Here is a 23,362-nt window from a genome sequence, read left to right on the forward strand (position 1 = left end):
CACCGGTTGGATGCGACTAGTTATCCATGCGGCTCGCCGGGCTACAACAGTCAACCGATAAGGCCACCCGTTCGGAGCAGCGCGAAAAGAACAAACCCGTACCAACTTGCGCAATGGCCCGAGGAGATGCCTTTATTCCACTCATGACTGATGAAGCGTTTGATTGCTCACTGCTCCCGCTCGGTGGTGCAGTAGAACCGTGCGCAGCAGCAAGCTCGTCGCTTGTCATTCTTACAGGGGAGCGCAGCGACAACTGACGTGCCGCCATAGGCAGCGGAGACGGCCGACGATGACGGGAGGAGCCGGAAGTCGCCGCGGCCCCGGCACACACTCATCCGCACACACAACTCCCTTACTCCCTTACCCAGTTGGAGAAAACGTTCACCATTCTCCCGTAGCGGTGACGGAGTCCGGGCGATCGTCTTACGGGCCGTCCGCACCGGCGAGTTCGGCCCCTTTCCTGCCATGGCCGGCTGTTGTTCCCTCCACCGCGGCGGACCGCACGCCAAAGCGCTCTGCGCCAGGGGCAGCAGTTCGCCGCACCGCCCGCCGGCATGAAGTCAGCACGATTCCCCGGGAGTCGCATTCACGCTCAAGAGAGCATCCTGCCATCACCGGACGGCCGAATAACTCCCCAGCAGACAAGGGTGATTCGATAATGAACAATAACGCCGGGTGCCGGTTTCCCTGGGAGGCCGACACCCACACGATGTCGCTCGCCGACTACGGGGAACGGAGGTGGCCGGCCGCGATGCACGGCCTGGAGGCCCTGACCATGTCCCCCTACCAGGCCGGATGGCGGCTGCGTGTCGTTCCCAGCATCGGGCACGTCCTGATCCGGAAAGTCACCCGCCGCGTCGTCAACCGCGCCCTGCACTGCTGGATCGCCGACGAATGCGGCCTGTCGACGGTGAAGAACAGCCTTGCCGTGCTCGTGCGGGTCCTGGAACAGGCCGTGCGGGACGGGATGCTCGACGCCAATCCGGCCCGGGTGGCCGGCTGGCAGCAGGAGTTCCAGCGTGCGCAGAGCGAACGCACCACTCCCCGGGCGCTGGCCCTGCCGGACGTGCAGACGCTGGAGCGGCTGGCGACCGCTCTCGTCCAGCGCTCCCCGGACGGCTACCAGGGGTGGGGCGACATCGTCAGGTTCGCCGCCTGGACCGGCACCCGCTTCAGCGAGGTGTCCGCCCTGCAGGCCCAGGACATCGATATGAGCACCTGGACCTGGGAGGTCCAGCGCTTCACCGTCTCCGAGCCGGAGGGCCTGGACGACCGCGCCTGCCGGGGCAGGCACCGCCGGGTGGTGCCGCTGCGCCCCGCCGCGCGGGAACTGGCCGCCGGCCGGCTGGAGGCGGCGCGGCACGCGCCCGCGGCCCGGCTGTTCACCGGTCCGCACCGGCGCCGGTTCACCGCCGCGGTGCTGCGGGACACGACCCGCTGGGACGATGTGGTGGCCGAACTCGGTCATGAATACCTCCGGCGCCAGGATCTGCGCCACACCGGGCTGACGTGGATGGCGGACGCGGGGCTTCCGTTGCCCTTGCTGTGCGGCGCCGCCGGGCGCCCTCCGCACGACGCCCGGCGCTATCTGCCCCCCGACGGGCCGGTGCGGTCCGGGGAGAGCCATGGGGAGCCACCGGCGAGTTCGGCCCCCGCCCGTACGACGGGCGGGGGCCGAACCGCTTTGCGGCGTCCCCCCGCGGGGTGACGGCGCCGGGGTGCCCGGACGGGTCCGGGCGGGCCGGGTGCGGCCCGGGGGACCCGTCCGGACGCCGGGCCGTCATCCGGTGGGCCGGGCCGTCACAGGTAGGTGAACGAACCGGCGTTGGCGCTGCCGGCCGCGGTCTGGACGGTCACCTGCACGGTCGAGCCGACCGTGCCCGGCGGGACGGTCCCGGTCAGGGACGTGCCGCCGGCGTTGACCACCACGCCGGCGGCCGGGACGGCCCCGAAGAGCACGGTCGCCCCGAGGAGACCGGTACCGACGATGGTGAAGGTGGCGCCCGCCGCCGCCGAGGACGGCGACACCGTTCCGGTGACCGTCGGAGGCGCCGCCAGGTAGGTGTAGCCGCCGGGGACGGTCGTGGTGCCGCCCGGGGTCGTCACCACGACCGGGACGTTGCCTCCTGCGGGGGGTCCCGCGGGGGTGACGCCGAACAGGACGCTGCCGGTGAGGTCGGTGCCCACGACGGTCGCGGCATTGCCCCCGATGGTGACGGTGGCGCCCTGCAGGCCGGTTCCGGCGATGACGAACGCGGTGCCGCCCGCGACCGGCCCCGAGTTGGGGGTGATGACCGCGGCCGTCGGCGGGACGGGCGCCAGGTACACGTACGAGGCCGGGTTGCTGGTACCGCCACTGGTGGTGACGGTGACCTGCACAGCACCCGCGGCGTGCGCCGGGGCCAGGACCGTCACGGTCAGCCCCAGCGGGTCCTGCCCGACGATCGTCGCCGTCGACGGCCCGAAGAGGACACTGGTGGCGCCGCCGAGGCCGAGCCCGACGAGCTGCACGGTGTTGCCGCCCGTGGTCGGCCCCGAGTTCGGCACCACGCCGAGCAGCACGGGTCCGATGGGCAGCGCCGGCAGAGCCGGCTGGATGGTGGGTGTGGACATGGAGTCCTCCTGCAGTGTGAGCGCGCTGCCGGGCCCGTTCGTGACGGACATGGCTCACGAGCCGGGACCCGAGCACTGGCAGCGGCCGGCCGTACAGGAGGACGGCACACACGGCGCACGGTGGCCGGGTCGCCCCGTGCGGGGCGACGGGGCCGTCGTGCTGCCGGCCGTCCTTCGGGCCCCACAGCGAAGAGGGCTGGAGGGTGGGCCGACCGCGGAAGCCCGAGGGGGATGGACGGCCCACCGACCAGGCAGCACCAGTAACCCAGAAGAGGGGGCGCCGGACAATCGCGTTGACGCCGGAGCACCCGTTCGGCTCAGCGTGAAGCCGGGAAGTTCACCACCGGGCGCGGACCGCGGCGGCGACCAGCGCGGGGTAGTCGGCCGGTGTGAGGGCCGCGGAGATGTCGTGGCCCTGTTGCAGCATGGCGGCGACGGCGGCCGGGGAGTTCAGGGCGGCGTTACGGGCGTCGAGGGCTTCCCGGGTGGCCGGGGCCAGGAACTCCCCGGCGCCGCGGCCGCCTTGCTGGCACCGGGTCACATAGGGGCGCAGGGCGCGTTCGTAGCGGGCGAAGGCCGTGTGGTGGTCGCCCCCGGCGAGGGCGAGTTCCCCGGCGAGGACGTAGGCGCCGATGATCGCGGAGCCGGTGCCCATGCCGCCGACCGTGGCGCCGTGGGCGGCGTCCCCGAGGAGCGCGATGCGGCCCGTGGACCATCTCGGTACATCGGCACGGCTGATGGAGTCGAAGTAGACGTCATCGGCCTGCCCGAGTGTGGCGATGAGTTCCGGCGTCCGCCAGCCGGCGCCTTCGTAGGCCCGGGCTATCGCCTGCTTCCGGGCACGGGCGTCGCGCCGGTCGGGTACCAGCTCCTCCTCGGAGGCGAAGACACAGAAGGCTTCGCCCGCGTAGCCCCGTTCCCCGCTGCGGCGGGGTGTGCGGCCGACCGTTGCCAGGCGCCCGGGTTCGCCGTAGCCGACCGGGCGGGCGGCGAGGTCTCCGGCGCCTTCGGGCAGGTCCCAGGCGGCGACGTAGTAGCCGAGGTGCCGGACGAAGTCCCTTTCGGGGCCGAAGGCGAGCCGGCGCACGGTGGAGTGCAGACCGTCGGCGCCGATCACCAGGTCGAAGGTGCGCGGCGCGCCCCGTTCGAAGGTGGCGTGGACGCCGTCGGCGGTCTGGGTGAGGGAGGAAAGGGAGTCGCCGAAGAGGTATTCGGGGGTGACCGGGCCCTCGGGCGGGCTTCCGGGAGTGTGGTGGGTGCCGGCGGCCCGTTGGGTGTCGGGAGCAGGGTGCGTGCCGGGCTGGGTCAGGCTGTGCCGGTGAAGGATGCGGGACAGTTCCGAGCGGAGTATCTCGACCTCGCCGCCGCTGAATTCGGGAGGCATCGCGGCCAGCGGACGCCCCTGCCCGTCGATGAAGGTGAGGGGGTCACCGCCGCCCGTGCTGTGGGCCCTGATGTCGTCCAGGACGCCCATCCGCTCCAGGACCGTCAGCTGCGCCGCCCCGCGGAAGTCGACCGCGAAGCCGCCGCCGCGCAGGGCGGGAGCCAGCTCGATCACGGTGGTCCGGAAGCCGTAGCGGCCGAGCCAGTAGGCCAGGGCCGGGCCCGCCACGCTGGCGCCGGAGATCAGAACGGAGCGCCCCGGCGGCGCCGTTCGCCATTCCCGCACCCGGTGGTCCGTCCGGGCCGCCCCCTCGCGCCCCGCTGTCGCTTCGTACGTCTTCTCGTACGTCGTCTCGCACGCCTCCGCGCACGTTGCCTCGTACGCCCTCTCATACGTCATCGCATACTCCCCCGTCGATCCGATCCGTCTGATCCTTCGTACCGATAAAAGAAACTGTATCCGCCGGACACTGTTCTGTATACCCCGGACACAGTTCTAGGATGCGGGGATGGCGGGAGACGACGGCAAGCGCAGCGTGTTCGGGGATCAGGCGGGCAGCGTCGAGCTGCTGTGGGGCGGGCGGGAGCGGCCCAGCCGGGGCCCCAAGCCGGCGCTGAGCCTGGAGCGGATCACGCGTACGGCGATGGACCTCGCCGACGCCGGCGGGCTCGGGGCGGTCTCCATGCAACGGGTCGCGGCCGAACTGGACTTCACCAAGATGTCCTTGTACCGCTATGTGCCGGGAAAGAGCGAACTGGTCGCCCTGATGATCGATACGGCGATGGGGGAGCCGCCGGCCGCGGCTGCGCCCGCCGGCCCCGGCCGGGACGACCGCGCGGGGTGGCGGGTGGCGCTGCGCGCCTGGGCGGAGGCGCTTGCGGCGGTCTACCACCGGCACCCCTGGCTACTGGGCGCGGCCCTCGGGCCCCGGGTCATGGGCCCCCACGAACTCGGCTGGACCGAGCGCGCCCTGGCCGCGCTCACGGACACCGGCCTGACCGGCGGCGAACAGCTCGACGCCGTGGTCGTGGTGCACGGCCACATCCGGACCATCGCCCAGGTGTCGGCCTCGATGGGGCTGGACAGCGCGCGGGCCAAGGGGCCGGAGGAGCTCATGAGCGCCGCGCTGAACGAACTCCTGGCCGGCCGCGCCGACCGCTTTCCCGCGCTCGCCGCGGCCGTCGCCGACACCGGCAGCGGCAGCGGCAGCACGTCGTCCCGCGACCAGGCATGGGAGTTCGGCCTGGAGCGGATCCTGGACGGCCTGGAGGCCTATATGAGCAGGCCGCGGGGCGGCGCTTAGGAAGCCGGCCGCGCGGCGGGCTTCGCCGGCAGGGATCCCAGCCAGTCGAGGAGGATGTGGTTGACCTCCTCGGCGCGTTCCTGCTGGACCCAGTGACCGCAGCCTTCCAGGATGTGGGAGGCGGACAGGCCGGGGAGGGTCTGCGGGAAGGCCTTGATGGCGTCGGCCATCCAGTTGGTGGTGGCGTCGCGCTCCCCGCCGATGAAGAGGGACGGCTGCCGCAGCGGCGCCCCGTCCCAGGCGGCAAGGTCCTCCCAGTCCCGGTCGACGTTGCGGTAGCGGTTGAGCCCGCCGGTCAGGCCGGTGCGCTCGAACTCGCCCGCGTAGAAGTCGAGATCGGCGTCGGTGAGCCAGGGCAGGGGCAGGGGGTTGTCGGCGGGGAAGCGGTCGGACAGTTTGCCGCCCGGCCGGACCGAGAACCCTGCGACGTGGTCCCCGCCGGACGGCGGCTCGGCATCGCCCGAGGCCACCGCGTAGAACCCGGCGAGCCAGCCGCGGACATCGGGTTCGATCTCCGACTCCGCCCGGCCCGGCTCCTGGAAGTAGCTGACGTAGAACTCCCCGGGGCCGCCGACCCGCGCGAAGCCCTCGGTGGGCCGCATCCCGCCGCGGGGCGTGTACGGCACGCTCAGCAGCGCCACCGAGGTGAAGAGGTCGGGCCGCAGCAGCGCCGTGTTGGCGGCGATGGGCGAGCCCCAGTCGTGGCCCACGATGGTCGCGGTCTCCTCGCCCAGGGCGCGCACCACCGCGACGTTGTCGGCGACATGGGCGAGCATCCGGTAGGCGGCCACGTCACGGGGTTTCGAGGAACGCCCGTAGCCCCGCACGTCGATGGCGACCGCGCGGTAGCCCGCCGCGGCGAGCGCGGGGAGCTGGTGGCGCCAGGAGTACCACGACTCGGGGAAGCCGTGGACCATGAGGACGAGGGGACCGCTGCCCTGCTCCACGAGGTGGATGCGGCCGCCGGGGACCTCCACCGAGCGGTGGGTCGCCTCCGGCAGTCCGGCGGCCGGCTGCGGGGCCGGAGCGCCCGGGGAAGCGGGCGGCGTGGACGGGGTCTTGGCGGACTGCGGCATACATCCTCCTTGAGGAGTTCGGCGGCGCCGGTGGTGGCGGTGGCCTGCGGGCGGCGGCACAGGGCGCGGGGCCGCGGACCGGCGCGCCCCGCGGTCCCCGCGACCGCTCTGCCACGATCATGGCGGTGCCCGCACCGCGCCCGCGAGGAATCTTGCCGGTTCGGCAAACCGTCCTGACGCGGGCCGGCGCCCTCTGCCGCTGCCTACAACCGCACCGTCCGCCGCGGTTGTTCCTTGGCGCCCGTCAACACGCCGTGCAGGGAGGCGAATTCGTCGACGCACTTCGCGGTGCCGTTGACCACGCAGTCCAGGGGCTGGTCGGCGACCGTCACGGGGACGCCCATCTCGTCGCGCAGCCGCTGGTCCAGGCCGCGGAGCAGGGCGCCGCCGCCGGTCAGGGCGATGCCGCGCTCGACGATGTCGCCGGACAGCTCCGGGGGGCACTCGTCGAGGGTGCGGTGGACGGCGCGGACGATCGCCTCGACCGGTTCGGCCAGCGCGTCGCGGATCTCCTCCTCGCTGATCTCCTGGGTCCGGGGCAGGCCGCTGATGTGGTCGCGGCCGCGGACCGTGTAGGAGAAGGGGCGGTCGGGTGCGCCGTCCTCGTCGATGTCGACCGGGGTCCAGACCGCCGAGCCGATCGCGATCTTGATGTCCTCTGCGGTGCGCTCGCCGATGGCCAGGGAGTGCTGCTTCTTGACGTGGGCGGTGACGGCGGCATCCAGGGCGTCGCCGGCGACCCGTACGGACTGGGCGGTGACCAGCCCGCCCATGGAGATGACGGCGACCTCGGTCGTCCCGCCGCCGATGTCCACCACCATGCAGCCGACCGGCTCGTCCACGGGAAGGCCGGCGCCGATCGCGGCGGCCATCGGCTCCTCGATGAGGTGCACTTCGCGGGCGCCGGCCCCCCGGGCGGAGTCGATGACCGCACGCCGTTCGACGCCGGTGACGCCGGAGGGGACGCAGATGACCACCCGCGGCCGGGAGAAGCGGCGGCTGGGCAGGGCCTTCTTCATCAGGGCGCGCAGCATCCGCTCGGCGGCGTCGAAGTCGGCGATGACACCGTCCCGCAGGGGGCGCATCGCGGTGATCCCGGAGGGCGTACGGCCGATGGTCCGCTTGGCGTCCGCGCCCACGGCGATCACCTCGCCGGCGGCGTTGACCGCGACGACGGACGGTTCGTTCAGCACCACGCCCTTGCCGCGGGCGTACACCAGAGTGTTGGCCGTGCCGAGATCGATGCCTATGTCGTACGTTCCGGACGAAGTGCTGGACGCCATGGGGGGTTCGTGTGCTCTCTCGCGACGGAGTGGGGGTCCTGGGGCATTGCGCCGCAGACAACCCCATGGGCGAGCAATGGCGTTCATTGCGGGCAATCAATAAGACTACCGGGGGCCCGGAATGGTTCCCCCACGCCGGTTCCGCGCCGCCCCGCCGGCGCCCTTCCTCACCTCGCCCCGCTCCGCTTGCCGCTTCGCTTCCGCACCTCGCCCCACCGCCGGCCGCTTCCCCTGCTCCCGCCCGCCCTCACCGGCTGCCGCCGTCCCGGGCGTCCTGGTCCGCCCCGTCCTCCGTACGCGGCTCCCGCGACAGCGCCTCCGCGAGGTCGTCGAGGGCGTCGAGCTGCAGGTCCGCGACGCGCAGGGCGACACCACGGCTCTCGTCCTCCGCGTCCCACCTCTCCCATACGGCCCGCAGCTCGCTCCAGTTCAATTCGCCCCGCTCCCGCACCGCGAGGGTGGCGTCCTCCAGGCAGGCGCGCAGTTCGAAGGCGAAGGCGGTGGCACCGGGTGAGGCCGCGGCATCGCGTTCGGGGAGGTGGACCTCCAGGATCATGGTGACCCGGCCCATCGTGGCGAGCGCGGCGCCGGCCGCCTTCGCCGAGGCGCGGGACAGCCCGCGGTGGCGCACGGGTTCCTTCTCGGCGCGTGCCTCGCTCTCCTCCCAGGCCGCGCGGGCCGCACGGGAGTCCAGCAGGGCGTCGCGGATCTGCCGGGGGCGGCGTTCGGCGGGCGTGGCGTAGAGGTCGAACACGGCCAGGGCGTAGCGCCCGTTGGCCTCCAGCCACGCGGCGAGCCGGTCGCGGAGCTTGGGGGTCTCCCAGGCGGGGAACAGCGCGTACGACAGCATCGCGAGCAGTCCGCCCAGGAGGGTGAGCACCACGCGTTCCTGGACGGTCTGCTCCCAGCCCGCCCCGGCGAGGCCGAGCAGGAAGACGACGTACGCGGCCCCGCACGCCGAGGTCACCGAGACGCCGGTGCGCATCAGCAGGTACATCAGCCCCACGCTGACCACGGCGAGCCCGGCGCTGACATAGCTGCCCGGATGCGCCAGGGCCATCAGCCCGCCCGCGACGGTGACACCGGCGAGGGTGCCGATGAAACGGGCGATACCGCGGGAGTAGGTCTGGGCGAAGTCGGGGCGCATCACCATGACGGAGGCCAGCGGCGCCCAGTAGCCGTGGCCGAACGGGAGCACGGTGCCCAGCAGATAGCCGGCGGAGGCGACCGCGGAGACCCGCAGGGCGTGCCGGAGGATGTGCGAGGACCAGCGGCCCTCGCGGTGCAGCGAGCGCAGTGCGCCGGGCACCAGCCGGGGGACGCTGGGGCGCAGCAGATGGCCGCGTTCGGCCTCGGTGGTGGGGCGGGTGGAGCGGACCGGCTCGTCGGTGAGCTCGACGGCGTCGGCGAGCAGTGAGATCAGGCGGTACGCGGAGCGCCGGGCGGCCCCGTGGAGCATCGGGCCGGTGGCGGGCACTTCGAGGACGGCCATCGCCTCCGGGGGCAGTCGGACGGGTCTGGCGTGCCGTACCGCGTGGGCGACGGCGTCCAGGACGGTGGCCGCGGCCCCCAGCAGATCACGGGCCCGGTCGCGTTCGGGCCCTTCCAGAGGGGCGCCGACGACCGGGTCGGCGAGGGAGGCGAGGACCGGCCGGACGCGTTCGGCGAGTCCCCGGGGACCGTGCAGCTGTACGGGGCGGCGCCTGGCCTGACGGGGGGTGAGGGCGGAGGCGAGCCGGGCGTCCATCAGGGGCGACGGGTCGAACGGGGCGACCGGGTCGTGCCGCAGCCGCCGGGCGTAGTCCGCCTCGTCGGCCAGCGCGTCGGCGAGCGCGTCGCGCTGGACGCCCCAGGGCCGGACCGGGAGGACCACGATGAGGGTGGCCTGGACGAGGCCGCCGAAGAACATCAGGGCGGCGTGTTCCAGCGCGCCGAGGACGGACGTCGGCAGGGTGACGGTGACCAGCATGATCGCCACGGTCTGGGTGCCGATCAGCCCGGCGACCGGCCCGATCGCCCAGGCCATCCCGGCCAGCAGGGTCCAGCCGGCCAGGAGCAGGACGAAGGAGACGAGACGCGCTGCGGCCAGGTAGCCGAGGAAGGTGGAGAGGGCCAGCGCGCCGGCGACCGCGAGCGCCAGCACCGGACGCGGCCGCATGCTGCGCTGGAAGGTGACGATCCCGGAGGCGTACGCGCCGAAGGCGGAGGAGACCGCGAGGGTCGGGTCGCCGCGCCACAGGCACAGGCCGATGACCAGGGCGACGCCGGCCGCGCCGCGGAGGGCGATCAGCGGGGTGAGTTTGGCCCGCTCGATGCTCAGCCCCGAACGAGCCGCTTCCTTGAGCGCACGCGACCAGGTCATAGCGAGAGGATACGGGCCGGACACGGACGTTCCGGGCCACGGGAAACAGGCGCGGTTCCGCGCGTCCCGCTGCCCCGCCACCGGGAAAATCCCGGTAAACCAACCTCCCTGCCTGCGTAAAACGTCCCAGGTCACAAAGGGGATGCCCGGATTCCGCAGGGCAGTGCGAGCAAACCGACACCCCGGAAGGGAAACCCGGGCCCGCACCGCCCCCTCTTGCTGGCCAGCCGGGGACAGCTCCCGGATGCCGGCAAGGAGAAGGCCCCGTGCGCAAAGCCCTGTTCCCCGTGGTGATCACGCTGATCACCCTGACCGTCCTCGTCGGTACGTCCGGCTGCGGCAGCGGCGCCGGCCAGGCCTCTCCCCTGCGGTTCGGCGGCTCCCGGGCGGGCGCCGCGCTGCATGCCACGCCCCAGGGAAAGCGGTCGCTGGTGCAGTGGCCGACGCATCCGATCAGCTTCGAGGAGGAGAGCCGGGTCGGCGGGGCCGGCGAGAACACCCCGATAGGCGTGACCACCCTGCACGGCCCCAAGTCCGGCTTCACCGGGAAGGTGTGGGTATGGGCGCCGCCGGAGTACTACGAGAAGCGGAACGCGAACAAGGGCTTCCCGGTGATGGAGGCGCTGCCCGGCGCGTACGGCTTCCCCAACAACTACTGGATCGGCTCCGACCTCAAACTCCAGGAGAGCCTTGCCCAGTGGTCCAAGAACGGCAGCAGCCTGCCCTTCATCGTCGTCATGCCGGTGCTCAACCCCAATGACAAGCAGTACTACGACGGCAGCGACATACCGGGCCGGCCGAAGATCGGCACCTGGCTCAGCCAGGACGTGCCCGATCTCGTCCGCCAGAACTTCCGCACCCTCAAGACCCGCGACGCCTGGGCCATCATGGGCTCCTCCTCCGGCGGGTTCGCGGCCCTGAAGAACGTGCTCCAGCACCCGGACACCTTCAAGGTGGCGATACCCAACGGGCCGGATATCGTGCCCGACTCGCCGCTGTGGAACGGCCACGCCGAGGCGGAGCGGGAGAACAACCCGGAGGTGCTGGCCCGCCGCCTGATGGCGCGCGGCGGACCGCCGGTCTACCTCGCCTTCCAGGACGGCTCCCAGGAGCACACGGTGCTGCCGAAGGTGCGGAAGTTCATCGCGCGCTACGGGCACGGGCCGGTGCACACCCGACTGCAGATCGTGCCGGGCGGCACGCACAGCGCCGAGACGTATGTGCAGGGCCTGGGCGAGGGCACGATGCGCTGGGTCAGTGCCCGGATGCAGGGGCCGACCGCCTGACGAGGGCCCCCACGGGCGGTGAGGGAGCCGCGCCCCACCGCCTGCCCCTCGTCACACCGTCCCCCGGCGGCCGTGCCCCCTCACGCCATCGTCACGACACCACGTCCTTGCGCGCGAACCCCCGGACTCACGCCGTCGTCACGACACCACGTCCTTGCGCGCGAACCCCCGGAACGCCAGCGCGCACAGCACCAGCGCATACGCCACCGAGACCGCCGAGCCCTGGATCATCCCGGACCACTCCATCCCGGGCTGCAGCGCGTCCGCCCAGGAGTACTGCCAGTGGGCGGGCAGCACCTGGCGCCAGGTGCCCAGGGCGGTGACCTGGTCGAGGACATTGCCGACGATGGTCAGCCCGACGGCGCCGCCGACCGCGCCCAGCGGCGCGTCGGTCACCGTCGACAGCCAGAACGCCAGGGCCGCGGTGACCAGCTGGCTGACGAAGAGGTAGCCGACCACGACCGCCAGCCGCGGCAGCGCCTCCTGCGCCGGCAGCGCGCCGCCGGCGGGCAGTTGCAGCGGGCCCCAGCCGTACGCCGCGGTGCCCACGCCCAGCGCCACCAGCGGCAGCAGCAGCATCGCGGCGGCGCTGAACAGCAGCCCGACGGTGAGCTTGCTCAGCAGCAGCCGGGCCCGTGGGACCGGCGCGGCCAGCAGATAGCGCAGCGAGGACCAGCTCGCCTCGGACGCGACCGTGTCACCGCAGAACAGGGCCACCGGGACCACCAGCACAAAACCCGCGGAGACGAACAGGGCGGTGGCGGCGAAGTTGGCGCCGGAGGCGGTGGCGCTGTCGATCAGGGTGATCCGGCCGTTGCTGCGGCCGTGCGGGTCGCCGCCGATCGCGAACGCCGCCGCCAGCACGAACGGCAGCAGCGTCAGGACGGCGGCGATCACCAGGGTGCGGCGCCGCCGCAGCTGGCGGCGTGCCTCCACGCGCAGCGGGAGGGTGCGGCGCGGACGGTAACCCGGCGCCCGTGCCGTGGCGTGCGCGGTCATCGGTCACCTCCGATCAGGGTGAGGAAGGCGTCCTCCAGGCGGCGGTGCGGTCCGATGCGGTCCACGGCGACCTCCAGCCGGAGCAGTTCGGTGAGCAGCCCGGTGATGGTGAGGCCGCCGCCCAGCTGCACGAGCAGGCCCCCTTCGGCGCGCACGGCCGAGACCACACCCGGCAGTGCGGCCACCTTCTCCACCACGGCGTCGCCGACCGGTTCCGCGGCACCGACCAGCACGGTGTCACCGGAGCCGGTGATCTCGGCGACCGGACCGGACCGCACCAGCCGCCCGCGGTCCATCACGACCAGATGCGTACAGCTCTGTTCGACCTCGGACAGCAGATGGCTGGAGACGATGACGGTGCGTCCGGCGGCGGCGTAGCGGATCAGCACCTCGCGCATCGCACGGATCTGCGGCGGGTCGAGGCCGTTGGTCGGCTCGTCGAGGATCAGCAGATCCGGCAGCCCGAGCATGGCCTGGGCGATCGCGAGCCGCTGCCGCATGCCCTGGGAGTAGGTGCGTACGGCGCGCTGCAGGGCGTCGCCGAGGCCGGCGATGTCCAATGCCTCGTCGAGGTGCGCATCGGCGGCGGGCCGGCCGGTGGCCTGCCAGTACAGCTCCAGGTTGGCGCGGCCGGACAGATGCGGCAGGAAACCCGCGCCCTCGACGAACGCCCCGACCCGGGACAGCACCTCGGCGCCCGGCCGGACGGCCTGCCCGAAGACCCTGATCTCCCCCTCGTCGGGCCGGATCAGCCCCATCAGCATGCGCAGGGTGGTGGTCTTGCCGGCACCGTTGGGCCCCAGCAGACCGAGCACCTGCCCCTTCTCGACCCGGAAGGTGAGGTCCTGGACGGCATACCGGTCGGCGGACTTGGCGTAGCGCTTGCTCAGGCCGCTGATCTGCAGCGGGACCTCGGCGAGCGCCGGATCGGGGGCGGGCGCCGCGGCCCTGCGGCGGGTGGTGAGCAGCAGCAGCGCGGCCACCACGGCGGCCGCGGCGGGCAGCTGCCAGGTCCAGGCGGGCAGCGGGGCGGCCGCGCTGCGCACCTGCGGCGCGGTGGGCACGCTCAGGGCGCCGCCCTGCAGCGAGACGTGGTAGGTGGCGGGTCCGGACGGCGAGGCATAGCCGAGGTCGGTGGCGGAGAGCACCAGCCGCAGCCGGTGGCCGGCCGCGAGCTCGTGGTCGACGGCGGGCAGGTGCAGCCGCACGGTCCTGCCGTCGCGGGCGTCCTTGACCCGGTAGGGCGTCACGAGCTGGGACGGCAGGACCTGGCGGCGGCCGTCCGGGGCGACGTCGTAGACCTTGGCGAAGAACACCGCGTCCCGGGAGCTGGACCGCACGTGCACGGTGGCGGTGGGGCTGCCGGTGAGGTGGAGGGGGGTGCGCAGCGGCGCCGAGGCGAAGGCCGCGTACTGGCCCGGGAAATCCACGGACAGGCCGCCGGCGCCCAGCGAGGAGAGGTTGCCGAGCGCGCCGACGCCGGGCACCGCGGAGATCGCGGGCGGTCCGGCACCGGCCGGGTTGCTGAAGTCCTGGGGGCGGCCCGCGAGGCGCACCCGCCGGGGATCGTTGTCCAGGCCGGGGTAGCTGCCCCCGCTCGCGCCGCGCAGCCGCACCGCGCCGTCGGTGGAGTCCACTCCCCCGGCGCGGCTGATCCGGAACGCGGGCCCGGTCGCGGCGTGCTTGTCGCCCTTCAGATAGCGGTCGAACCAGTCCTTCGTACGGGCTTCGAGACGGCCGAGCTCCCGGTCCCCGCCGTCGTGCCCGCCGGCGATCCAGTCGACCTCGGACGGCGCGCCGTTCTTGCGGATCGCCCGGTGCATGGCGTCGGCCTGGTCGAGCGGGAACAGCGAATCGGTCTGGCCCTGCATGATCAGGGTCGGCACCTTGATGCGGTCGCCGACCGCGGAGGGGCTGCGGGACTCCAGGAGCCGGCGGGCAGCCTCGTCCGGTCTGCCCTTCTCGGCGACCCGCTCGTACGTCCGGCACACCTCCGGCTCGAACCGGACGCAGCCGCCGGGCGCCGAGGGGGCGGCGGCCGGCGAGCCGGAGGTGCCCGCGGGGCCGGTGGTGAAGAAGATCCCCGCCCACAGCTTCTTGAAGACCCCGTGGGGGAAGAGGGCGTCGGCGAGGTTCCAGTAGGTGATCTGGGGGGCGATGGCGTCGACGCGCCGGTCGTAGCCGGCCGCCAGCAGCGAGATCGCGCCGCCGTAGGAGCCGCCGGCGACGCCCACCCGGGGATCGCCGGCCTTGTCGAGCCGCACTTCGGGGCGCTTGGCCAGCCAGTCGATCAGCCGGCGGACGTCGGCGACCTCGCCGTGCGGGTCGTTGAGCCCGATCTTGCCGGTGGACCTGCCGAAGCCGCGGGCCGACCAGGTCAGTACGGCGTACCCGTCCCGGGCCAGCTTCTCGGCCTGCGGGCGGAGGGTGTCCTTGGTGGCGCCGAAGCCGTGGGCGAGCAGGACGGCGGGCCGCCGCCGTGCGGCGGGCCCCGCCGTGAAGAAGGAGGTGTCGATCCGCACCTGCTCCTTGCTGCCGGGACGGTCGGGCATCGTCATCACCCGGTCCGCGCGGTGGACGGCGGGCGCGGCGTCCGAGGAGGCGGCCGCCCAGGTGCCGCCTCCTATGAGGACGGCCAGCGCACCCGCGGCGGCGCACCAGCGCCGGCCGCGCAGTCTGAGACCTCGGAGATCCATACCGTGAATCCTAGGTACGGACCGCGGCGGGCGGCCGGTACCCCGGGCTGACCCCCGCGGCCTCCCCGGGGAGTAGGGTTCGCGCTTTTGTACCGCGCCTGCGGTACGGCAACGGCGGAGCCGCTGCTCCGCGGGCCCGGGGCTTTGCCGGACCGGCCTGCTCCACCGGCCGGCCGGTCCGGGAGCGCCGCCCGCCCGTCAGTACTGCGGCGGCCCGAACCCGCCCTGCGGGGGCGGCGGGGTGCCCGGCGGCATCGGCGGGGCACCGGGCGGCGGCATCGGCGGGCCGCTGACCGGGGGCACCGGGCCGGCGGGCGGCTGCCAGGACGGCGGGGCCAGCGGGCCGGGCGGCGGGGCCAGCGGCCCCCCGGTCGGCGCCGCAAAACCCGGCGCGGCGAACTGCGGGCCCGGCACCGGCGCGAACCAGGCGGGGGCGACCGGCTCACCGCGGCCCATGAGGACGAGCAGCGCCGCCGAGCCGAACAGGTCGAGCAGCAGCCCGATGTCCCCGATGATGCTCAGGCCCGGCATGGAGTCGCTCATCTCGAAGAGGGTGCCGTTGCCGGCCAGCGCGATCACCGTCACCAGGGCGCCGGGCAGCGACTGGATCGCCAGCCCGAAGGCCAGGCCCCGGGCCGCCGCGCCGCGCATCAGGCTGCTCAGCGCGGCCACCGCGGTCAGCACGAGGAAGACCAGGGCGGACCAGCCGGGAGCCATGCGCAGCAGCTCGCCGAGGATGCCCTTGCCGAGGTAGTACACGGGGAGGGATGCGGTGTCGCTCTGCACCACGATGTAGCCCTGCCAGACCAGGTTCCACAGCACATTCACGCCGAGCAGCAGACCGGCCGCCAGGCCGGGCTTCCGGGCCGGGCGCTTCGGCGGGTCCGTGGGGGTACGGCGCGGCCAGGAGCGCATTCCGGCGAGCAGCACGACGCCGGCGACGAAGGACAGCAGGAGCAGCCACACACTGCTGAGGAAGACGCCTTCGAAGGTCGTGGTGTCGACGTCGGCGTGCAGGTACCAGCGGTTGTCGCTGGTGTGGAGGCCGGTGCCGATGACGGCCTGCAGGGCGGTGGCGAAGGTGATGGTGGTGGCGACGGCCAGCAGTCCACCGGCCACCCGCCGGCCGGCGAAGGCCGCGAACACCGCCGCCAACTGGACCACGGCGAGGCCGACATGGAACGGGGCGGTGGCCTGGTTCGTGCGTGCGCGTTGACGGGCCCAGGCCTCCCAGAGGCCGTCGAGGCCGAACTCGCTGACGTCCACTGCCAGCCAGTAGGCCGTGAACAGGAAGAACAACAGGCAGAAAACTCCGCCGGTGATACGGGCGCCCTTGGCGAGCGCCATGGATTGCGGCATTTCGTCCCCCGGTTACGTCGATGCTCGGCGAGGGAGCACCGTAGCAACGCGCAGGCCGGCGCTCTCCCCCCGGACCTGCGCCCTCCACCGGCCCCGGGCAGCCGCGGCCCGGACATGACGGACCCCCCGCCGGAGAGCACCGGCAGGGGGTTCGTCGGAGAGCCCGTCAGCGGGACGTCAGCGGGACGTCAGAACATCCCTCAGTGGTTGCTGGGGAAGCCCAGGTTGATCCCGCCGTCGGACGGGTCCGGCCAGCGGGTGGTGACGACCTTGCCGCGGGTGTAGAAGTGCACCCCGTCGTTGCCGTAGATGTGGTGGTCGCCGAAGAGCGAGTCCTTCCAGCCGCCGAAGGAGTGGTAGCCCACCGGCACCGGGATCGGCACGTTCACGCCGACCATGCCGGCCTCGACCTCCATCTGGAAGCGGCGGGCCGCGCCGCCGTCCCGGGTGAAGATCGCGGTGCCGTTGCCCCACGGCGAGTTGTTCATCAGCGCGATGGCCTCGTCGTAGGTCTCGACGCGGACCACGGCGAGCACCGGGCCGAAGATCTCGTCACGGTAGGCGTCCATCTCGGGCGTGACGTGGTCCAGGAGGGACACCCCGATCCAGTGGCCGTCCTCGTAGCCCTCGACGGTGTAGCCGGTGCCGTCGATGACGACATCCGCGCCCTGGGCCGCGGCGCCGGAGACGTACGAGGCGACCTTGTCGCGGTGGACCTTGGTGATCAGCGGGCCCATCTCGGAGGCCGGGGCGTCGCCGGGGCCGATCCGCAGCCGGTCGGCGCGCTCCTTGATCTTGCCGATCAGCGGGTCGGCGGTCTCGCCGACGGCCACCACTACGGAGATCGCCATGCAGCGCTCGCCCGCCGAGCCGTACGCCGCGTTGATCGCGGAGTCGGCGGCCAGGTCGAGGTCGGCATCCGGCAGGACCAGCATGTGGTTCTTGGCGCCGCCCAGCGCCTGGACGCGCTTGCCGTTGGCGGTGCCGGTGGTGTGGATGTAGCGGGCGATGGGCGTGGAACCGACGAAGGAGACCGCGGCGATGTCCGGGTGCTCCAGGATGGCGTCGACGGCCACCTTGTCGCCGTTGACGACATTCAGCACCCCGTCGGGCAGCCCCGCCTCGGCGGCCAGCTCGGCGAGCTTGAACGCGGCGCTGGGCACCTTCTCGCTCGGCTTGAGGACGAAGGTGTTACCGCAGGCGATGGCGATCGGGAACATCCACATCGGCACCATCGCCGGGAAGTTGAACGGCGTGATGCCGGCGACCACGCCGAGCGACTGGCGGATCGAGGAGACATCGACCCGGGTGGAGACCTGGGTGGACAGCTCGCCCTTGAGCTTCTCGGGGATGCCGCAGGCCAGCTCGACGATCTCCAGACCGCGGGCGACCTCGCCGAGCGCGTCGGAGTGCACCTTGCCGTGCTCGGCGGTGATCAGCCGGGCGATCTCCTCGCGGTGCGCGTCGAGCAGTTCGCGGTACTTGAACAGCACCGAGGTGCGCTTGGCCAGGGAGCTGGTGCCCCAGGTCCTGAAGGCTTCCCTGGCCGCGCCGACGGCGGCGTCGACCTCGTCGGCCGAGGCGAAGGCGACCTGCTTCTCCTGGGCGCCGGTGGCCGGGTTGTAGACCGGGCCGAAGTTGCCGGAGACGCCCTCGACGGGCTTACCGCCGATCCAGTGGCTGAGGGTCTTCATGCGGAGGGCCTTTCTGGGTGACGACTTCGAGCGGGAGTCAGAGGTGGCGGCGGCGCCCGGCGGTGTGCCGGTCGTACGCCTCCCGGGCAGCCACCGCCGCCGGACGTGTCGCGGTCTCGGCAACAGGAACATCCCACCAGGCCTGGGCCTCGGGCGCGCCCGGCACAGTGTCAGCCGTTTCGGTCTCGACATAGACACATGTGGGCCGGTTCGCGCCACGCGCCTCGGCGAGCGCGGCACGCAGCTCACCGACGGTGGACGCACGCAGCACCTGCATGCCCAGCGACGCGGCGTTGGCCGCGAGATCGACCGGCAGCGGCGCACCGGTGTACGTGCCGTCCGCGGCGCGGAAGCGGTAGTCGGTGCCGAAGCGCTCACCGCCGGTGGCCTGGGACAGCCCGCCGATCGAGGCATAGCCGTGGTTCTGGACGAGGACGACGTTGATGTGGATGCCCTCCTGGACCGCGGTGACCAGTTCGGTGGGGTTCATCAGATACGTACCGTCGCCGACCAGCGCCCACACCGGCCGGTCGGGGGCGGCGAGCCTGACACCGATCGCGGCGGGGATCTCGTAGCCCATGCAGGAGTAGCCGTACTCCAGGTGGTACTGCCTGCGGGACCGGGCGCGCCAGAGTTTGTGCAGGTCACCGGGGAGGGAACCGGCCGCGTTGATGATCACGTCGGTGTCGTCGACGACGGCGTCCAGCGCGCCGAGCACCTGGGTCTGCGAGGGCCGTACGGACGGGTCCTCGGCGCCGTACGCGGCGTCCACCCGGCGCTCCCAGCCGGCCTTCGCCTCCCGGTAGGCGGCCTCGTACTCCGCGTCGACCCGCTCACCGGACAGCGCCTCGGTCAGCGCCTCCAGACCGGCGCGGGCGTCGGCGACCAGGGAGAGCCCGCCGAGCTTGTGGGCGTCGAAGGACGCGATGTTGAGGTTGACGAAGCGGACACCGGGCGCGGCGAACAGGGTCGACGAGGCGGTGGTGAAGTCGGTGTAGCGGGTGCCGACGCCGAGGACCACGTCGGCCTCGCGGGCGAGGGCGTCGGCGGTGGCGGTGCCGGTGTGGCCGATGCCGCCCACGTCGGCGGGGTGGTCGTGGCGCAGCGAACCCTTGCCGGCCTGGGTGGACGCGACCGGGATGCCGGTGGCGTCGGCGAACGCGCACAGCGCGTCCTCGGCCTCGCTGTGGTGGACCCCGCCGCCCGCGACGACCAGGGGCCGGCGGGCGCCGCGCAGGGCCCGTACCGCCTCGGCGAGGGCATCGGCGTCGGGGGCGGGCCGGGGAACGCGCCAGACCCGGTCGGCGAAGAACTCCTCCGGCCAGTCGTACGCCTCCGCCTGCACGTCCTGCGGCAGCGCGAGGGTGACGGCGCCGGTGTCGACGGGGTCGGCGAGCACCCGCATGGCCTGCAGGGCCGCGGGGATCAGCGCCTCGGGCCGGGTGACCCGGTCGAAGTAGCGGGAGACCGGGCGCAGCGCGTCGTTGACGGAGACATCGCCGGCGAAGGGCACTTCGAGCTGCTGGAGGACGGGGTCGGCGGGCCGGGTGGCGAAGATGTCGCCGGGCAGCAGCAGGACCGGGAGGCGGTTGACGGTGGCGAGCGCGGCACCGGTGACGAGGTTGGTGGCGCCCGGGCCGATGGAGGTGGTGACGGCCTGCGCGCCGAGCCGGTCGCGCTGCCGGGCGTAGCCGACGGCGGCATGCACCATGGCCTGCTCGTTGCGGCCCTGGAGGTACGGCAGCACCGGGGGTCCGGGGGTTGTCCCCTGGTAGGACGCAGCGCCGGACTCCAGCAGCGCCTGGCCGAGGCCGGCGACATTGCCGTGGCCGAAAATGCCCCAGCAGGCATTGATCAGGCGGTGCCGGCGGCCGTCCCGCTCGGTGTACTGGTGGGCCAGGAACTCGACCAGGGCCTGCGCGACCGTCAGCCGGCGGGTCGTCGGAGCATTCATCGGGCGTCTCCTGCGGGCGCTTCGTAGAGGGGGAGGCGGGGGTCGACGGGCTGACCGGGCCAGGTGGAGCGGATCCAGCCGTGGTCGGGGTGATCGCAGATCAGCCACTCACGGGCCTCGCCGGGCCCGGCCATCACATTGAGGTAGTACAGGGCGTGGCCGGGCGCCGCGATCGACGGACCGTGCCAGCCGTCGGGGATCAGCACCGCGTCGCCGCTGCGGACCTCGGCCAGCACGTCGGTGCCGCGGCCGCGCCCCGAGGGGGTGACGCGCTGGTAGCCGACGCCTTCCGTGCCGTGCGCGGACTCGACCTCGAAGTAGTAGATCTCCTCCAGCTCGGACTCCTCGCCGGGGCGGCACTCGTCGTGCTTGTGCGGCGGGTAGGAGGACCAGTTGCCGCCGGGGGTGAGCACTTCCACCGCGATCAGCCGGTCGCACTCGAAGGTGCCCGCGGCGCCGAAGTTGTTGACCTGGCGGGAGCAGTTGCCGGTGCCGCGCAGCTCCACGGGGACGTCGGAGGCGGCGCCGTAGCGGGCGGGCAGACGGCGCTCGCAGCGGGCGCCGGTGAGCGCGAAACGGCCGCCGGCCCCGCTCGCGATCTGCACATGGGCGTCCCGCGGCACGTACGCGAAGTCGCTGACCCCGCTGAACACGCTTTCCCGGCCGGTCAGTTCGAACATCTCGCCGGTCTTACCGGACTCACCGGTCTTGCTGGCCTCACCCGCCTCGCCGGCCTCACCGGTCTCGCCGCTGTCGGTCAGCACCGTGCAGCCGCCGGACAGCGGCAGCACGATCCATTCGCTGTCGCCGGTGGCGAAGGAGTGGTGGCCACCGGGCGGCAGGTCGAGGACGCGCAGCGAGGAGTAGCCCCAGCCCGCCCGCTTCGGATCGATGTCCAGCGCATACGGGCCGTCGGCCGCCGCTGTGGCCTTCAGGTGGAATTCAGTGCTCATATATCGAGTCTCCTGCGGAAATCGCGGTGTTCACAGCAGGCCTTCGGTGATGTTCAGGGTGTTCGGGGCCGGCCTACGGCGGGGCGCTTCCGGCCGACGACGGTGTTCAGGGTCGGGCCATGGCGGTGGTCACAGCAGGCCCACGGCGGTGTCCACGGCCGCCGCGACATCGCCGTCGGCCGGGTAGAGCAGGGAGCGGCCGACGACCAGGCCCTGCACCGTCGGCAGCCGCAGCGCCTTGCGCCACTTCTCGTAAGCGGCTTCCTGGTCCTGGACGGTGCTGCCGATGTCGCCGCCGAGCAGCACGGTCGGCAGCGTGGTGGTCTCGCAGACCCGGGCCATGGCGTCGGGGTCGTCGGTGACCGGCAGCTTCAGCCAGGTGTAGGCGGAGGTGCCGCCGAGTCCTGAGGCGATGGCCACCGAGCGGGTGACGGCCTCGGCGCTGAGGTCGTTGCGGACCGCGCCTTCTATCCGGGAGGAGAGGAACGGCTCCACGAAGACGGGCAGTTGCCGCTCGGCCATCGCGTCGATGGCACGGGCGGTGGCCTCCAGGGTGGTCAGCGAGCCGGGGTCGCTGTAGTCGATGCGCAGCAGCAGTTTGCCGGCGTCGAAGCGGAGCCGGGCGAGGTCCTGGGGGCGGTGTCCGGTGAACCGGTCGTCCATCTCGAAGGCGGCACCGGCGATACCGCCGCGGTTCATGGAGCCCATCACGACCTTCCCCTCGAGGGCCCCGATCAGCAGCAGGTCCTCCAGGATGTCGGCGGTGGCGAGCACTCCGTCCACACCGGGCCGGGACAGCGCGAGGACCAGACGCTCCAGCAGATCGAGGCGGTTGGCCATGGCGAGCTGCCGGTCTCCGACGGCGAGCGCGCCGCGGGCCGGGTGGTCGGCCGCGACGATCATCAGCCGGCCGCTGTCGCCGATGAGCGGACGACGGGTGCGGCGGGCGGCGGCCTCCGCGACGGCTTCGGGGTGCCGGGCCCGCAGCGTCGCGAGGTCACTGATCCGAGGGTTCAAGGCTCAACTCACCTTCTTGAGTGCACAGGTGGGGCGGGGACGGCTGTGAGGGCGACGGGGACGGGCGCGGCCACAGAGACGACTGACATGACAGACGTGACAGACGTGACAGACGTGACAGGCATGACAGGCATGACAGGCATGACAGGCATGACAGGCACGGTTGCGGCCACGGCGGTCACCGCCCCGCGAGGAACGCGTCGACCTCGTCGGCCGTGGGCATCGCGGACGAGCAGGCGAGACGGGAGGCGACGATCGCGCCGGCGGCGTTGGCGTAACGCATCATCGGCTCCAGGTCCCACCCGGCCAGGAGGCCGTGGCAGAGCGAGCCGCCGAAGGAGTCGCCGGCACCCAGGCCGTTGACGACCTCGACGGGGGTCGGCGGGACCTCGGCGGTACGGCCGTCGCGGTGCACGGCGAGCACGCCCTTGGGGCCCTGCTTGATGACGGCGAGTTCGACACCCATGTCCAGCAGCGCCTGGGCGCAGGCCTTGGGATCGCGCAGTCCGGTGGCGACCTCGGCCTCGTCGACATTGCCGACCGCCACCGTGGCGTGCCGCAGGGCGGCTTCGTAATACGGACGGGCGGTGGCCATCGCCGCGGCCCCGCTCGCGCCGCCGTCCCCGGAGGCGCCTCCCTCACCGCCCCAGAACATCGGCCGCCAGTCGAGGTCGAAGACGGTCGTCCCCGTCCTGGCGCGCGCCGCGAGCGCGGCAAGGGTGGCACTGCGGCTGGGCTCCTCGCACAGCCCCGTGCCGGTGACCCAGAAGATCCGGGCGCCCACGATGGCGTCCTGGTCCAGTTCCTCGGGGCGGATGACCAGGTCAGGGGCCTTGGGGCGGCGGTAGAAGTAGAGCGGGAAGTCGTCCGGCGGGAAGATCTCACAGAAGGTGACCGGCGTCGGATAGGCGTCGACGGGAGTCACCCAGCGGTCGTCCACACCGAACTCGCGCAGCGCCTGGTGGACATAGTCACCGAACGGGTCGCTTCCGGTGCGGCTGATGACCGCACTCCGCCGGCCGAGGCGGGCCGCGGCGACCGCCACATTGGTGGCCGAGCCACCGAGGAACTTCCCGAACGTCTCCACCTGCGCCAGCGGCACACCGGTCTGCAACGGGTAGATGTCGACTCCGATGCGGCCCATGGTGATCAGGTCGTACGGCTCGGTCATGTGCGCCCCTTCGGGTCGGCCGGCGCGGCGATTCGGCATGTGCGGCTCTGAGGAAAGGTCTAACGGGGAGACTCAGACCCTGTCAATACTTTGTCCTTACATACTGACGTCGAAGGGGGCGCGAGGACCGGAAGGGCACAGGTGTGCCGCGCCTCGTGCGCCGCACACGAGGTGCGGCGCACGAGGTACAAGCGCGCGAGGCGCGGCGCACC

16 protein-coding genes are annotated in these 23,362 nt (G+C 72.8%); 3 read left to right on the forward strand and 13 right to left on the reverse strand.

The window, feature by feature from the left end; all coding sequences use genetic code 11:
- Positions 1-658: 658 nt before the first annotated feature.
- Positions 659-1,708, forward strand: coding sequence for a tyrosine-type recombinase/integrase (locus ABR737_RS17020; RefSeq protein ID WP_350251016.1), 1,050 nt, complete (start codon positions 659-661; stop codon positions 1,706-1,708).
- Between the two features lie 92 nt (positions 1,709-1,800).
- Here the strand turns inward: ABR737_RS17020 and ABR737_RS17025 are convergent, their stop codons facing one another.
- Together ABR737_RS17025 and ABR737_RS17030 are read right to left on the reverse strand one after the other, a co-directional pair.
- Positions 1,801-2,613: an IPT/TIG domain-containing protein gene (locus tag ABR737_RS17025; RefSeq protein ID WP_350251017.1), complete on the reverse strand. Its 813-nt coding sequence runs from the start codon at positions 2,611-2,613 to the stop codon at positions 1,801-1,803.
- A gap of 337 nt (positions 2,614-2,950) precedes the next feature.
- Positions 2,951-4,396 (reverse strand): FAD-dependent monooxygenase, encoded by a 1,446-nt coding sequence (locus ABR737_RS17030; protein ID WP_350251018.1) that lies wholly within the window; start codon positions 4,394-4,396, stop codon positions 2,951-2,953.
- A gap of 109 nt (positions 4,397-4,505) precedes the next feature.
- Here ABR737_RS17030 and ABR737_RS17035 point away from each other — a divergent pair, with 109 nt between their 5' ends.
- The gene (locus tag ABR737_RS17035) at positions 4,506-5,300 is read left to right on the forward strand and encodes a TetR/AcrR family transcriptional regulator (RefSeq protein WP_350251019.1); all 795 of its coding nucleotides are present in this window, start codon (positions 4,506-4,508) and stop codon (positions 5,298-5,300) included.
- Here ABR737_RS17035 and ABR737_RS17040 read toward each other — a convergent pair.
- The 3 genes from ABR737_RS17040 to ABR737_RS17050 all read right to left on the reverse strand — a co-directional run bounded on the left by ABR737_RS17040 (position 5,297) and on the right by ABR737_RS17050 (position 10,021).
- Positions 5,297-6,376, reverse strand: coding sequence for an alpha/beta fold hydrolase (locus ABR737_RS17040; protein ID WP_350251020.1), 1,080 nt, complete (start codon positions 6,374-6,376; stop codon positions 5,297-5,299). The genes ABR737_RS17035 and ABR737_RS17040 overlap by 4 nt on opposite strands.
- A gap of 203 nt (positions 6,377-6,579) precedes the next feature.
- A complete protein-coding gene (locus tag ABR737_RS17045; protein ID WP_350251021.1) occupies positions 6,580-7,659 on the reverse strand; it encodes a rod shape-determining protein in 1,080 nt (359 codons plus the stop codon).
- Positions 7,660-7,906: 247 nt separating this feature from the next.
- Positions 7,907-10,021: an FUSC family protein gene (locus ABR737_RS17050; protein ID WP_350251022.1), complete on the reverse strand. Its 2,115-nt coding sequence runs from the start codon at positions 10,019-10,021 to the stop codon at positions 7,907-7,909.
- Between the two features lie 266 nt (positions 10,022-10,287).
- Here ABR737_RS17050 and ABR737_RS17055 point away from each other — a divergent pair, with 266 nt between their 5' ends.
- The gene (locus ABR737_RS17055; protein ID WP_350251023.1) at positions 10,288-11,307 is read left to right on the forward strand and encodes an alpha/beta hydrolase; all 1,020 of its coding nucleotides are present in this window, start codon (positions 10,288-10,290) and stop codon (positions 11,305-11,307) included.
- Between the two features lie 138 nt (positions 11,308-11,445).
- On the opposite strand, the gene ABR737_RS17060 is transcribed toward ABR737_RS17055, so the two are convergent.
- From ABR737_RS17060 to iolC, 8 genes are all read right to left on the reverse strand, one after another.
- Positions 11,446-12,306, reverse strand: coding sequence for an ABC transporter permease (locus ABR737_RS17060; protein ID WP_350251024.1), 861 nt, complete (start codon positions 12,304-12,306; stop codon positions 11,446-11,448).
- The gene (locus ABR737_RS17065) at positions 12,303-15,002 is read right to left on the reverse strand and encodes an alpha/beta fold hydrolase (protein ID WP_350251025.1); all 2,700 of its coding nucleotides are present in this window, start codon (positions 15,000-15,002) and stop codon (positions 12,303-12,305) included. The genes ABR737_RS17060 and ABR737_RS17065 overlap by 4 nt, the downstream gene beginning before the upstream one ends.
- A gap of 198 nt (positions 15,003-15,200) precedes the next feature.
- A complete protein-coding gene (locus ABR737_RS17070; protein WP_350251026.1) occupies positions 15,201-16,361 on the reverse strand; it encodes a hypothetical protein in 1,161 nt (386 codons plus the stop codon).
- A 200-nt stretch (positions 16,362-16,561) separates the two neighbouring features.
- Positions 16,562-18,055, reverse strand: coding sequence for a CoA-acylating methylmalonate-semialdehyde dehydrogenase (locus tag ABR737_RS17075; protein WP_350251027.1), 1,494 nt, complete (start codon positions 18,053-18,055; stop codon positions 16,562-16,564).
- Positions 18,056-18,092: 37 nt separating this feature from the next.
- Complete coding sequence (gene iolD, locus ABR737_RS17080; RefSeq protein WP_350251028.1) at positions 18,093-20,009, reverse strand: 3D-(3,5/4)-trihydroxycyclohexane-1,2-dione acylhydrolase (decyclizing); 1,917 nt, start codon at positions 20,007-20,009, stop codon at positions 18,093-18,095.
- Entirely contained in the window at positions 20,006-20,962 is a 957-nt protein-coding gene (iolB, locus tag ABR737_RS17085; protein WP_350251029.1) for a 5-deoxy-glucuronate isomerase, read from the reverse strand. Before iolB ends, iolD begins: the two co-directional genes overlap by 4 nt.
- A 129-nt stretch (positions 20,963-21,091) precedes the next feature.
- Positions 21,092-21,979, reverse strand: a complete 888-nt coding sequence (locus ABR737_RS17090; RefSeq protein WP_350251030.1) for a Cgl0159 family (beta/alpha)8-fold protein — start codon at positions 21,977-21,979, stop codon at positions 21,092-21,094.
- Positions 21,980-22,157: 178 nt separating this feature from the next.
- Positions 22,158-23,150, reverse strand: a complete 993-nt coding sequence (gene iolC, locus ABR737_RS17095; protein ID WP_350251031.1) for a 5-dehydro-2-deoxygluconokinase — start codon at positions 23,148-23,150, stop codon at positions 22,158-22,160.
- Between the last annotated feature and the right edge of the window lie 212 nt (positions 23,151-23,362).

This window comes from Streptomyces sp. Edi2 (genome assembly GCF_040253635.1).
Classification (GTDB): Bacteria; Actinomycetota; Actinomycetes; order Streptomycetales; family Streptomycetaceae; genus Streptomyces.

Coding starts and splice junctions, on each gene's coding strand:
- ABR737_RS17060 (WP_350251024.1), bottom strand. CDS start 12,306: ATGACCGCGCACGCCACGGCACGGGCGCCGGGTTACCGTCCGCGCCGC.
- ABR737_RS17020 (WP_350251016.1), top strand. CDS start 659: ATGAACAATAACGCCGGGTGCCGGTTTCCCTGGGAGGCCGACACCCAC.
- ABR737_RS17065 (WP_350251025.1), bottom strand. CDS start 15,002: ATGGATCTCCGAGGTCTCAGACTGCGCGGCCGGCGCTGGTGCGCCGCC.
- ABR737_RS17075 (WP_350251027.1), bottom strand. CDS start 18,055: ATGAAGACCCTCAGCCACTGGATCGGCGGTAAGCCCGTCGAGGGCGTC.
- ABR737_RS17045 (WP_350251021.1), bottom strand. CDS start 7,659: ATGGCGTCCAGCACTTCGTCCGGAACGTACGACATAGGCATCGATCTC.
- ABR737_RS17070 (WP_350251026.1), bottom strand. CDS start 16,361: ATGCCGCAATCCATGGCGCTCGCCAAGGGCGCCCGTATCACCGGCGGA.
- ABR737_RS17035 (WP_350251019.1), top strand. CDS start 4,506: ATGGCGGGAGACGACGGCAAGCGCAGCGTGTTCGGGGATCAGGCGGGC.
- ABR737_RS17025 (WP_350251017.1), bottom strand. CDS start 2,613: ATGTCCACACCCACCATCCAGCCGGCTCTGCCGGCGCTGCCCATCGGA.
- ABR737_RS17040 (WP_350251020.1), bottom strand. CDS start 6,376: ATGCCGCAGTCCGCCAAGACCCCGTCCACGCCGCCCGCTTCCCCGGGC.
- iolD (WP_350251028.1), bottom strand. CDS start 20,009: ATGAATGCTCCGACGACCCGCCGGCTGACGGTCGCGCAGGCCCTGGTC.
- ABR737_RS17050 (WP_350251022.1), bottom strand. CDS start 10,021: ATGACCTGGTCGCGTGCGCTCAAGGAAGCGGCTCGTTCGGGGCTGAGC.
- iolC (WP_350251031.1), bottom strand. CDS start 23,150: ATGACCGAGCCGTACGACCTGATCACCATGGGCCGCATCGGAGTCGAC.
- ABR737_RS17030 (WP_350251018.1), bottom strand. CDS start 4,396: ATGACGTATGAGAGGGCGTACGAGGCAACGTGCGCGGAGGCGTGCGAG.
- iolB (WP_350251029.1), bottom strand. CDS start 20,962: ATGAGCACTGAATTCCACCTGAAGGCCACAGCGGCGGCCGACGGCCCG.